This is a genomic window from Mesorhizobium sp. M0701 (assembly GCF_040320365.1).
Classification (GTDB): domain Bacteria; phylum Pseudomonadota; class Alphaproteobacteria; order Rhizobiales; family Rhizobiaceae; genus Mesorhizobium.
The window spans coordinates 162,477-174,352 of sequence record NZ_JAMYPO010000008.1 but is presented as its reverse complement, the minus strand read 5'-3'; the positions used below and the strand labels follow the sequence as shown (position 1 = coordinate 174,352).

Below are 11,876 nucleotides of genomic sequence, written 5' to 3'. Positions count from 1 at the left end.
CTTCAGAGCCCGAGATGCCCTTTCAGGTCGGGTACCGATGCAAGTACCTCACTGGTCAGCTGCGGGCCGGCGGCTGTCTCGGCCTGCTGGACCAGCATCGTGCCGGCCTGGCTGATCTGTGCGAGCGTGAGGCCTGATGCCTTGAGTATGGCGACGCCGTTGATCAGCGCGCCGGTCTTTTCGCCGAGAGCGCCGCCGAGCGCGCCCTCCAGCGAGGACAGGAGGCCACCACCGGAAGCCGCGCCGGGAGCCATGACATCATATTGCTTGGCCAGGGCGTCGGCTCCCGGGATTTTGGCAAAGAAGCTGGACAGAGTCGTGCCTTCCGCCTCGTGTTCGAGCACCGAGAAAATCGTGCCGGCGACCTTTTCCGTCAAAGCCTGGTTGAGACCGGATTTCTGGGAGACGGTGTTGATGATGTCCTGAACGTCCATGACCTTTCCTCAGGCTTTGGTGTTTGCGGGCGGGTGCCGGTTGGCGCGGATCTTGATCAACGATCGTTTGAAGGCGGTGAAGGCAGTGAACCGCAGCGCCAGCAAAGCCAAAGCGGCGAGGGCGAACCCACTTGCCAGAAGCGGGGAGGGAAAGGTCATGGGCGTGTTCCTTCGTCGTCAATCAGGCATTCTTTTCCCGCCAAATGGCCATTGTCGTTCGCCAAATGGCCCGAGTGAGGCATAGCCCGGTAACTTCTTTTTACATCGTGGTGCGTGCATTTAGCATTGCCACAAAGGACCAAAATTTAACGACAGTGGGGCTAGCGGCATCACGGCCCTCGCGCAGGGACTTATGGCAGCCTCACTCAGCCGTGACTGGACCAGGCAAGCTTCGGCTCTATGTTGCCGCGGGGGGCGCCGACGAGGAGCGCGCCATGACAACACCTGCCGAACCCACTGCCGCCGAGCCTGTCATTACCCAGGCGATGATCGACGCCTATGACGAATACACGCATCTGACGCTCGACCGGCGGCGCTTCATGGAGCAATTGACCAGGCTTGCCGGATCGGGTGCGGCAGCTGCCGCGATCGCGCCGCTGCTGGCGGCGAACTCGGCCCAGGCGGCAATCGTGGCGGAAGACGATCCGCGGGTGAAAGGCGAGGACATCAGCTATCCCGGCAGCGCCGGCGAGATGAAGGGCTATCTGGTCAAGCCGGCGGACCAGACCGGCAAGCTTGGCACCGTCATCGTGGTGCACGAGAACAGAGGTCTCAACCCGCATATTCGCGATGTGGCGCGGCGCGTTGCGCTGGAAGGGTTCGTGGCGCTTGCGCCGGACTTCATGACACCGCTCGGCGGCACGCCGGACGATGAAAACAGGGCACGTGACCTGTTTTCCCAGCTCGATCCAGCACAGGTCGCCGCCAATGCCGTGGCAACGGTCGCCTACCTCAAAGGCTACAAGGACGGCAACGGCAAAGTCGGCGCCGTCGGCTTCTGCTGGGGCGGCGGCACGGTGAACATGCTGGCCGTCAACGCGCCGGACCTCGCCGCCGCCGTCGCCTATTACGGCATGCAGCCAAAGGCCGAGGACGTGCCGAAGATCAAGGCCGCGCTCATGCTGCATTATGCCGGGCTCGACACCCGCACCAATGCCGGTATCGATGCCTTCAAGAAGGCACTCGACGCGGCTCATGTCGAATACTCGGTCTATGTCTATGAAGGCGCCAACCATGCCTTCAATAACGACACGTCGGCGGCCCGCTATGACAAGAAGGCGGCCGACCTCGCCTGGGGCCGGACGATCGCTTTCCTCAAGGAGAAGCTGGCCTGATCAGGTGGGCGCCGGCGCCGGTTTGTGAAGGGCGACGCCGGCCACCACCAGCGCGATGCCGATGCAGTCGGTGAGGCTCGGCACCTGCCGCAGCACAATGACGCCGATCAACGTCGCGGTGACCGGCAGCAAAGACAGCATCAGCGCGAAGCTGGAGCGCGGTAGCCGCGACATGGCAAGCTGGTCGCAAATATAGGGAATGACCGACGAGCAGATGCCGACGCCGACCCCCGCAAGCAGCAGCGGCGGCGCCGAGAAAGCCGGCAGAGCATCGGCGAAACCGATCGGCAGAACGACGAGAAGGGCGACCGCCATGGCGGCACCCAGCCCGGCGATGCCATCGCCGGCGCCGCCGCGCGCGACGCGGTGGCCGAGCACGATGTAGCTAACGAACAGCGTGCCGTTGAGGAAGGCCCAGAACAGGCCGACGGGATCGCTCGACCATTTGACGTCGATCAGCAACAGGGTGCCGGCGACAGCGATTGCGAGGGCGGCGAGATTGCGCGGGCTTCTGAGGCCAACAAGCGCAACGCCGATGGTGCCGACGAATTCGATCGCCGCCACCAGCGAGATCGGCAGCCGGTCGAGCGCCAGGTAAAACGAGCAATTCATCACCCCAAGGCAGACGCCGAAAGCCACAAGCAACAACCGCGTCGAGCGATCGGCGCGGGCGAAGACCGCCCATGGCCGGGTCAATGGGGCAAAGACGAGTGCCGCGGTGGCGATGCGCAGCCAAGCCATGCCCAGCACGCCGACATGCGGGAACAGCAGCACCGCGAAGGCCGGTCCGAGATAGTGGAACACGGCGCTGACGCCGAACCAGAGATGCGGCGGGACCGCGTTTGCCAAGGCAAAGGCGGGGCCGGCGAGTGCCGGACTTGCTGCTGGGGCTTGCGTCCGATCTTGCATGGGATCAGTATCGCAGGCGATTTTTGCCATTGATATGGATGATGGCCGGGCGTTGCGGCCATTTCCTTTCTGAAAGCAAGGAGTATTCCGCTGAAACGCCTTCGAAATGAAAATAGCGATCTGGATCCGGCGGACCTGAAAATCCTGCGCCTGCTGGAAAAGGACGCGCGCACCAGCACCGCCGAACTGGCGCGGTCGGTCGGCCTGTCGGCGCCGAGCGTTGCCGAGCGCATCAAGCGGCTGCAGGAAAGCGGTGTGATCGAGGCCTATACGGTGCGTATCAATCCGGCCGCGCTCGGCATGAAGCTGTCGGCATGGCTGCGGATCAGGCCGGTGCCGGGGCAACTGGCTGTCGTGGCCGAAATCATCCGCGACCTACCGGAAATCGCCCAATGCGACCGGGTCACCGGTGAAGACTGTTTCATCGCGCTGGCGCATGTCGCCTCGGTGGCCGAACTCGAGCGGGTGATCGACCGGATCATTCCGTTCGCGATGACCAATACGGCGATCATCCAGTCGTCGCCGGTGATGCCGCGATCGCCGCTGGGGGCGGTGAAGCGGCTGCTGTGATGTCCAAGAACGGGGCGTTGGCAACAGCCGCGTTGCCCGATCGACACCCTTTCTGACGCTGCGGACAATGCTTTGGTCGAGGACGTTTCGCTGCCTGGATATGGAAGTGGCGATCGACGAGTACGACAAGCTCAGCTCGCAGGAGCCGAGCGGAGAGGAATTAGCTGACGCATTGGCATTGCCACAAGCAACGCAGAAGGTCTGGCTACCAGTTCCTCCAGGTTCGATCCTTGAATGCGTTGCGCGCAACCGCGATCGCACCAACGCTGAAGAACGCAAAGAGGGCAGCACCAGCCCATTGTCCCTGTGAGACTAGGTAAACCGCGATTAGCGGGTTAGCGACGGCCGCCAACGTGACAAGTGCAATAAACCAAAGCAACAAAATCCGCGCCAAGGCCGTGCCCCACTGAAGTCAGCATCCGCAATTCATCCACTGACGCTAAACGTCACTGATTCGCAATCGCGCCAATTCTTCGAGCTCGACGAGGGCCGTTTCTGTCGCTTCCCGCAGCTTGTTGTGGCTCTGAATAAGGTTGTCGCGAGCTAAACGGTTCGTGGGCAGCGGCACTTTGTCGAAGTTATCAATGGCGTCCCGAATGCGGTCAAGCATCTCTCGGTGGGATTGACGGGCTTGTTCCAATTCCGCGTTGGTCAACCCGGCAAAGTCATTTGGCATTGCATTTGCTCTTTCGATTCTTGAGGTGTCTCGGATTAGAATAGCTTCTTGTTTCGCTGAACGAATCCAAACGCTTCTCGCTGGAACTGGTCGAGTGCCAACTGGTATGGCTTATACGCATCCTGCATGCCGTCCGAAGCGCCAGAAAGATCATTTACTAGACGCTTTCTGCGAACGCCGAGTATCCACATGAGGTAAGGGCGTCCCTTATTCTCGACGTTTTGCACGTGCGGAAGCAGTTCTGGGAAATGCAGCGAGCACAACAAAGTAGCGCGCTGAATCGGTGGTTGGCTGTCTATATCTCTGCCCTCGAATGCCGCTTGGACGCGTTGGGCAAGCCAATGGTCATGGTCGTAGATAGCTGAAATCAGGTCTTCGTATTTTTGGGTCCGTTTTGCCTTTTGGCTAGTGCGGTCATTAAGCAATTGGGTCACCGCCGGCCCTGCAGCAACGCCCAGAAGCGCGAGCAGGCCCCCCAGAAGTACTTGGATAATGGTCGTCCAAAGATTTGTATCGTGCTCCATCCCGCTCCCAGTCAATCGAGCAGCCATACCATGCAAATTCGCCGACGGCGTAACCGTAGCGTCATCGTGCACGGCCGAAAATGTTCGAGGAAGTAAAGGCGGATTGACGTCTATTTTTGCACCGCACAGACGAGCAATTTCCACCGGATAGGGGCCGGCGGATTATGCTGATGATGGTTTTGAGGTGGAAGTGGCTGATTTTTGTTGGCAGCGATCTCATCCCCGCAATGAACACAGCGATAAATTGCTGAATCCGGGGAAATAAAGCCCGGGGTTCGTTCTGCGTCAAAGTTAGCGTGGTCGATCTGCTTTAGGTGCATGCCGTATTTGTAAAGCGCCATGTTCCCCCCCAACGTTGCGGGACCATTGATGCGCTCTTCTACTTGAAAAGTCGAATCGCATATCCTGGATGCATCATGCAATTCGCCGACGCCGTAACCATCGCGGGAAGGCGTTGGAGAGAGGTGCCGGCGTGCGGATGGGGCAGCGCAGCCGAGAGCTATTTCACAACAGCGGTGCTACGCATGCCCGCGTTTCATCCGCGCCTGCTTCAGGATGGCGCGCCAGCGGATCATGGCGAAGGGGATCGGCTCGTTGTTGTTGGCGATGTGGAAGATCTCGTTATTGAGGTTCTTCAGCGAGCGCCAGAAATCATAGTCGGTGATGCGTGGGTCAGCCGCCAGCCTGTCCGCCTCGACCTTGATATCGGTTTTCATGCACGTTCCCCGAACCGCTGCTGCTCCGCCGCCCGTATCGCAATTCGATGCGGACGGTTTTCCAACGCCGCGCTGAGTCGTTCAACGTCTCAATTCGGCTTGTTCACGTTAAAACCTCGGTAAGGTTAACGGCGGTTGGACCGTGGTTCAAGCCGGCTTACGACGAATACCGATCGAACGGCCGGCGCGCTCCGGCATCGGCAGGGCGGCATGGGCGGCGCGCATCGCTTCCACCCTGGCCAGGACGTCGGCGGGGAAGGGCGCTACCTTCGGGCCAGCCATGTCGACATGCAGCGACAGCGTTTCGGATGTGGCGGCAAGCCAGCCGTCGCGATGCCGGATTTCCTGATAGGCCCTCAGCCGCTTCTCGTCATGGTCGAGGAGTTGGAACGAGACCGTGACCTTGTGGTCGAGATGCAACTCCTGGACGTAGCAGACATGGACTTCCGCCGTGTAGATGGTCAGCCGCCGTTCCCTTACATAGTCCGGCCCCATCCCCATCATCTCGAATGCTTCGTCGGAGCAACGATCGAAAAGCACGTTGTAATAGGCCATGTTGAGATGGCCGTTGTAGTCGATCCAGGCCTCCTCGATGTCCATGGCGCGAGAGACGAAAGGGGCGGGGATGGGCATCGGAAACTTCCTTCTCGTCATGCCGGGGTGAGCGTGGACTGGACAGAGCGTGGTTGGTGAGACTACGCATCCCTAGATGCAGAACAAGGGTGGACGCTGGTCCATTCGCGGAGGAATCGATGGCTCTAAGCGACCTCAACCCGGTCGAGCGTAACGAAGAAGGCATTGCCGCCGTGCTCGGCATCCTCAAGCAGCGGCTCGGCGAGCGATTCCAGACCGGCCAGGCGATTCGCGCCCAGCACGCGCACACCACGACCTATATCCCGACGCAGGCGCCGGACGGTGTCGCCTTTGCCGAGACGACGGAGGAAGTGCAGGAGATTGTGCGCGCATGCGCGGCGCATCGCGTGCCGGTGATTGCCTTCGGCGTCGGCTCTTCGCTGGAAGGCCACACCAATGCGCCGGGCGGCGGCATCTCACTCGATACGTCACGCATGAACCGCATCATTGCGGTCAATCCGCAGGACCTCGACTGCACCGTCGAGCCCGGCGTGACGCGCGAGGATCTGAACCGGCACCTGCGCGACACCGGCCTGTTCTTTCCGATCGACCCCGGCGCCAACGCTTCGCTCGGCGGCATGGCGGCGACGCGGGCGTCGGGCACCAACGCCGTGCGCTACGGGACGATGCGCGAGAACGTCCTGTCGCTGACGGCGGTGATGGCCGACGGCGAGGCAGTGACGACCGGCAAGCGCGCCAAGAAAAGCTCGGCCGGCTATGACCTGACGCGGCTGCTGATCGGTTCGGAAGGCACGCTTGGCATCATCACACAGCTGACCTTGAAGCTGCAGGGCATTCCGCAGGCGATTTCAGGCGGCGTTTGTCCGTTCCCCAGCCTCGAGGCGGCGTGCAACGCGGTGATCGCGACCATCCAGATGGGCATTCCGGTGGCGCGCATAGAATTGGTCAACGCACTGCAGATGCGGGCGATGAAGACCTATTCGAAGCTCGACTATCCGGAGAGTCCCTGCCTGTTCGTCGAATTCCACGGCAGCGATGCCAGCGTCGCCGAGCAGGCCGAGACCTTCGGCATGATCGCCGAGGAAAATGGCGGCGGTCCGTTCCTGTGGACCAGCGTCGCCGAAGAGCGAACGAAATTGTGGAAGGCCAGGCACGATGCCTACTGGTCGTCGCTGACACTGCGGCCGGGCGCCAAGGGCCTGTCGACCGATGTCTGCGTGCCGATCTCGCGCTTTGCCGAATGTGTCACGGAGACCGAAGCGGATATCGCGGAGATGGGGCTGATCGCGCCGATCGTCGGCCATGCCGGCGACGGCAATTTCCATGTGCTGGTGCTGATGGACGTGGACGATCCGAAGGAGATCGCACTGGCGGAAGAATTCGTGGCGCGGCTCAATATGCGCGCCATCGCCATGGACGGCACCTGCACTGGCGAGCACGGCATAGGGCAAGGCAAGATCGGCTTCCTGCGGCATGAGCTCGGCCATGGCGTCGACATCATGCGCACGATCAAGCAGGCGCTCGATCCGCTGAACATCATGAACCCGGGCAAGATATTGCCGGGAAAGGACTGACATCAGGCCGCTGCCGTACCCCTATTTGCCTCTTTATCGACACGCTGATGCGGGTAGAGTGCCACTGACTTTACTATCAACTGTCTAGGAGTTCATGCTCGCACGCCTGTTCGTGATCTTCGGTGGGCTTCTTGTGCTGGTGCTGTGTGCGGCGCTGGTGGTGCCGTACTTTGTCGACTGGACAGGTTACCGTGCCGATTTCGAGCGCGAGGCGAGTGCCGTCCTGGGTCGCAAGGTGACCGTGCGAGGCGATGCAACGGCAAGGCTGTTGCCGTTCCCCTCGGTGACCTTTTCCAACGTCGCCGTTGCCGGTGGCCCCAACGGCCAGCCGGCGATGACCGTCGAAACTTTTTCGATGGATGCAGAACTCGCGCCATTCCTGCGCGGCGAGGTGCTGATCTTCGACATGCGGCTGGTGCGGCCGAAGGCGACGATCGACATCGCCGCCGACGGCACGGTCGACTGGACGATACGGCCGTCCTCGCCCTTCGATCCCGGCCAGATCTCCATCGAGAAGCTGACGGTGACGGAAGGACAGATCGCACTCAGCCACGCCGCAGGCGGGCGCAGCCATCTCATTTCCGAGATCAACTCGACGATCTCGGCCAAGTCGCTGGCCGGCCCCTGGCGGCTGGACGGCTCGCTGTTGCTGGACGGGTTGCGGACCACGATCGCCGCTTCCACCGGCAAGACCGAACCGGACGGGCAAATGCGGCTCAGGCTCAAGGCCGATCCGGATGCCTATCCGCTGGTCGTCGAGACCGACGGCAATGTGGGCCTCGTCGAGGGCGCCGCCGTCTATTCGGGCCAGTTCAAGATATCAGGCGCAGACCAGACCGCGGCGCGGCCGCGCGGCACCGACGGTGAAGCGCTGAAAGTCAACGCCGGCAAACCGGATCCGGGCTTCAGGCTGAACGGCAAGTTTTCGCTCGACCACCAGAAGCTCGGCGTCGACGAATTCCGCTTCGAGACGGGACCACTCGACAATCCCTACACCGCCGACGGTAAGGCTACGGTCGACCTTGGGCTGAAGCCGCATTTCTCGATCGAGACCAATGGCGCGCAGGTGCAGTTCGACGAGGCCGTGGGGGCGGCGGCCGGTGCCGGATTGACGCTATCCGAGCGGGTGGCGGCGCTGGAGCAGGCGCTGCTCGGTCTACCGAAGCCGACCATACCGGGTACGGTCGAGGTGAAACTGCCGGCCGTGGTTGCAGGCGACACCACCGTTCGCGACGTGCATCTGTCCGCCGAACCGGCCGAGGGCGGCTGGGCGGTAAAATCGCTGGCCGCCACGCTGCCCGGCCGCGCCAAGCTGGAAGCCAATGGCTTGGTCAGCGTCGAGGACCATTTCGGTTTCACCGGATCGCTGCTTCTGGCGGTGGCGCAGCCCTCCGGCTTCGCCGCATGGCTGTCGAAGGACGTCGACGAGGCGATCCGCCGCTTGCCGGCCGCCGGCTTCAAGGCCAAGGTGGATTTGAGCGAGAAGCACCAGGCCTTCAGCGATCTCGAACTCATCCTCGGCAAGGCGAAGTTCTCCGGCCGCATCGATTCCAGCCAGCCCGACGACACCCGGCCATCGGTGCTGATGCAACTGGAAGGTGGCGAACTCGATGTCGATGGGCTCGCCGCCTTCGCCTCGATCTTCGTCAGCGACAAGGGCGCCAACCGCTTTTCCGACCGCGACCTCGATTTCCAGATCAAGGCCGGGCCGGTCAGCGCCGGCGGGTTGACCGCCGATAGCGTCGATACTGCGCTTAGATTGCGCGAGGGGCTGCTTGAGATCGACCGACTGTCGGTCGGCGGACTTGCCGGCGCCTCGATCAGCGCCACCGGTCGAATCAAGGATTTCCCGGCGAGCCCGACCGGCAAGCTCGACGCCTCGGTGGTCGCCGTCGACCTCAAGCCGCTGATCGACGTCGCCGTCCAGCATTATCCCGGCAATGCAGTGCTGAAGGGCCTGGCGGAGCGTGCTGCTGCCTATCCCGAGCTGTTCCAGGATGCGCGCATCGACGCGGTCACGAGTGCCGCAGACAATGGCGACGGTACGACCGGACTGGCAATGAGCGCACAGGGCAAGGCCGGTGGCTCGGCCTTTTCGGCGTCGTTGTCCGGCAAAGGGGCGCTCGACCGGCCTCTCGAAGCGCCGGTGACGCTGACCTTCAACGCAAGGAACGCCGACGCCACCGCGCTTCTGGCGCTTTACGGTTTGCCGGCGCTGCCACTCGGCATGCTCGGCGAGGCGACCGCCGACGTCTCGGCCAAAGGCACGCTTGGCGGCGGCCTGGCGACACGATTCAGCCTGGCCGGCAATGACTTCAAAGCTGGTTTCGACGGGACAATTGCCGACACGTCTCAGGGCGCGGCCGCCAAGGGCAAGGTCAGCCTTGAAACGGCCGACATCGAGCCATGGCTGATGACGACCGGCGTCGGCCTGCCCGGCATGGGCACCGGCATGTCGACGTCGCTTGCAGCCGATGCCGATTACGGCAATGGTCTCCTGGTGCTGAGCGGCCTCAGCGGCGCCGTCAACGAAGCGGCGGTTTCCGGTGACGTAAATATCGACATCAAAGAGGGGCTGCCGCATCTTGCCGGCGCGCTGTCGCTGGACGAGCTGGACCTCGATCCGATCGCGGTGATGCTGTTCGGTGACCAGGCCTTCCTTGTCAATGACAGGACCTGGCCGACGGCACCGTTCAGCCAGAAATCCAGTCTGCCATTTACCGCCGATCTCGATCTGACGGCGGCGTCGCTTGCCGCCGGCCCGCTTGCCACCGCCTATGACGCTGCGCTGTCGCTGCAGCTCGACCAGGAGGGCATCCGCGTTTCCGACCTCAAGGCAAAGTTCCTCGGCGGCGCGTTGAGTGGCCTGTTCGAGATCAAGAACAATGACGGCACCGGGCTTTTCTCCGGTCAGATGAAACTCGCCGGCGCCGATCTGGCAGCCGTGCTGCCCGAGGCCGGCATCAGCGGAAGCGGCGAGTTCTCGACGGCGCTTTCGACCAGCGGCAAATCGGTCGACGCGATGGTCGCGGCGCTGTCCGGTTCCGGCACGGCAACGCTCAAGGGCATGACTATTGCCGGCTTCAATCCCGATGCCTTTGGCGCATTCATCGCCAAGGCCGATGCGATAGGGCGCGATATCGACGCGTCGAAGACTGCCGGCTTCGTGCCGCAGATCGCCGCGGCGGGCAGTTTTCCGGCGCAGGACACCGATATTGCCTTAACCATCGCCGGCGGCACGCTGAGGGCGCCGCCGGTCAAATTCGAAAGCCCGGGCGCGACGCTGTCCGCCGACATCACCGCCGATCTGAACACCAGCACCGTCGACGCCAAGGGCGAGATCGCTTACCGGCCCGGCGACGAGGCACTGGTCGGCTCCGAACCGATTTTGAATTTCAGCGTCGACGGGCCGTTCGGCGCCACCAAACGGCAGTTCGACAGCGAGCCGCTGGCACAGTTCCTGACCCAGCGTGCGCTGGAAAAGGAGCAGCAGCGGGTCGAAGCCATGCAAGCCGCACTGCTCGAGAAACAAAGGCTGCGGCGGGAGGTGCGCTACTACGCTGCGCTGCAAACCGAGCGTGAAAGAGCGGCGGAGGAACTGCGCAGACAACAGGAAGCAGCGCGGCTGAAGGCCGAGGCCGACGCCAAGGCAAAGGCCGAAGCCGAGGCGAGGGCGCAGGCTGAAGCCAAGGCGAAAGCTGAAGCGGACGCCAAGGCACAGGCGGATGCGGAGGCGAGGGCCCAGGCTGAGGCCAAAGCGAAGGCTGAAGCGGATGCCAAGGCAAAGGCCGAAGCTGAGGCGCAGGACCAAGCCGAAGCGGAGGCCAGGGCGCAGGCTGAAGCCAAGGCGAAGGCGGATGCAGCGGCGAAGGCCGAAGCCGAGGCCAGGGCGAAAGCCGAGGCGGCTGCAAAGGCCGAAGCGGATGCCGAAGCCAAAGCCAAGGCGGCGCAACAGGCTGCCGAGGAAGCAGCGCAGGCCGAAGAACAGCAACGCCAGAGGGCGGAAGAGGCGTTGCGGATCGCCTCGGAAGAGAAGGCAAGGCTCGACGCCGAACGCAAGGCCGCGGCGGAGCGAGCGGAACGGGCGCCACCGGCCGCAAATAACGTGCCACCGCCAGTGCAGCCCCCGCCAAAGCTCAAGTTCGATCCCTCGTCGATCGACGATCTGCTGAAATCGTTGAATGGCGGGTGACGGCGCATCCCTTAGTGTCGCGTCCAGCAAGCAAGCGCTTCAGCATCGGCTCGATCCGCCCGAGTTCGTCGAGATGAGCGGCTGACAGATCGGTGAGACTGTCGTCGGCGCGCTCGGTCAGCCGCAGCGGCACGCGGCGGTGGTCCTCCTCGTCGTGGTCCCTCGCGACCAGCCCGGCTTCGCAAAGACGGTTGACCAATTCCACTGCGCTGTGATGGCGGATGCGCAGGCGCTCCGCGTGGTCGCCAATGGTCACCGGCCCTCCGCCGGGGAACCCTTTGATTGCAAGCAGGGCCTGATGCTGGCGTGGTGTCACCAACATCGCTCGTGCCCGCCATCTTCGGTGGCACGGC

The 11,876-nt window shown here is 62.9% G+C and carries 13 protein-coding genes and 1 pseudogene; 5 read left to right on the top strand and 9 right to left on the bottom strand.

Annotation, left to right across the window (positions count from 1 at the left end):
- Positions 1-2: 2 nt before the first annotated feature.
- The gene (locus tag NKI24_RS10990; protein ID WP_352614313.1) at positions 3-434 is read right to left on the bottom strand and encodes a hypothetical protein; all 432 of its coding nucleotides are present in this window, start codon (positions 432-434) and stop codon (positions 3-5) included.
- A 9-nt stretch (positions 435-443) separates the two neighbouring features.
- Positions 444-593, bottom strand: coding sequence for a hypothetical protein (locus NKI24_RS10985; RefSeq protein WP_352745192.1), 150 nt, complete (start codon positions 591-593; stop codon positions 444-446).
- A gap of 275 nt (positions 594-868) precedes the next feature.
- Between NKI24_RS10985 and NKI24_RS10980 the strand changes: the two genes are divergently transcribed.
- Positions 869-1,768, top strand: a complete 900-nt coding sequence (locus NKI24_RS10980; protein WP_352742426.1) for a dienelactone hydrolase family protein — start codon at positions 869-871, stop codon at positions 1,766-1,768.
- Here NKI24_RS10980 and NKI24_RS10975 read toward each other — a convergent pair whose 3' ends face one another.
- Entirely contained in the window at positions 1,769-2,677 is a 909-nt protein-coding gene (locus NKI24_RS10975; RefSeq protein WP_352745189.1) for an EamA family transporter, read from the bottom strand. It lies immediately after the preceding gene.
- 90 nt (positions 2,678-2,767) lie between these two features.
- Here NKI24_RS10975 and NKI24_RS10970 point away from each other — a divergent pair, with 90 nt between their 5' ends.
- Complete coding sequence (locus NKI24_RS10970; RefSeq protein WP_352745236.1) at positions 2,768-3,247, top strand: Lrp/AsnC family transcriptional regulator; 480 nt, start codon at positions 2,768-2,770, stop codon at positions 3,245-3,247.
- Between the two features lie 106 nt (positions 3,248-3,353).
- A complete protein-coding gene (locus NKI24_RS10965) occupies positions 3,354-3,557 on the top strand; it encodes a hypothetical protein (protein WP_352745186.1) in 204 nt (67 codons plus the stop codon).
- A 129-nt stretch (positions 3,558-3,686) separates the two neighbouring features.
- Here NKI24_RS10965 and NKI24_RS10960 read toward each other — a convergent pair whose 3' ends face one another.
- The 5 genes from NKI24_RS10960 to NKI24_RS10940 all read right to left on the bottom strand — a co-directional run bounded on the left by NKI24_RS10960 (position 3,687) and on the right by NKI24_RS10940 (position 5,796).
- Complete coding sequence (locus tag NKI24_RS10960) at positions 3,687-3,923, bottom strand: hypothetical protein (protein WP_352745184.1); 237 nt, start codon at positions 3,921-3,923, stop codon at positions 3,687-3,689.
- Positions 3,924-3,958: 35 nt separating this feature from the next.
- Positions 3,959-4,447, bottom strand: a complete 489-nt coding sequence (locus tag NKI24_RS10955; protein WP_352745182.1) for a hypothetical protein — start codon at positions 4,445-4,447, stop codon at positions 3,959-3,961.
- 110 nt (positions 4,448-4,557) lie between these two features.
- Entirely contained in the window at positions 4,558-4,788 is a 231-nt protein-coding gene (locus tag NKI24_RS10950; protein WP_352745179.1) for a hypothetical protein, read from the bottom strand.
- 177 nt (positions 4,789-4,965) lie between these two features.
- On the bottom strand, positions 4,966-5,163 hold the full coding sequence (locus NKI24_RS10945; protein ID WP_023676715.1) for a hypothetical protein: 198 nt from the start codon (positions 5,161-5,163) through the stop codon (positions 4,966-4,968).
- A 147-nt stretch (positions 5,164-5,310) separates the two neighbouring features.
- Positions 5,311-5,796 carry a thioesterase family protein gene (locus NKI24_RS10940; protein ID WP_352745176.1) on the bottom strand — a complete coding sequence of 162 codons (486 nt, stop codon included), beginning with the start codon at positions 5,794-5,796 and terminating at the stop codon, positions 5,311-5,313.
- Between the two features lie 119 nt (positions 5,797-5,915).
- On the opposite strand from NKI24_RS10940, the gene NKI24_RS10935 reads away from it, so the two are divergent.
- Together NKI24_RS10935 and NKI24_RS10930 are read left to right on the top strand one after the other, a co-directional pair.
- Positions 5,916-7,331, top strand: a complete 1,416-nt coding sequence (locus tag NKI24_RS10935; protein WP_352450082.1) for an FAD-binding oxidoreductase — start codon at positions 5,916-5,918, stop codon at positions 7,329-7,331.
- A gap of 94 nt (positions 7,332-7,425) precedes the next feature.
- Positions 7,426-11,523, top strand: a complete 4,098-nt coding sequence (locus NKI24_RS10930; protein WP_352745174.1) for an AsmA family protein — start codon at positions 7,426-7,428, stop codon at positions 11,521-11,523.
- On the opposite strand, the pseudogene NKI24_RS10925 reads toward NKI24_RS10930, so the two are convergent.
- Positions 11,468-11,839, bottom strand: a pseudogene (locus tag NKI24_RS10925) (MarR family winged helix-turn-helix transcriptional regulator); the annotation flags it as partial. The gene NKI24_RS10930 and the pseudogene NKI24_RS10925 overlap by 56 nt on opposite strands.
- Between the last annotated feature and the right edge of the window lie 37 nt (positions 11,840-11,876).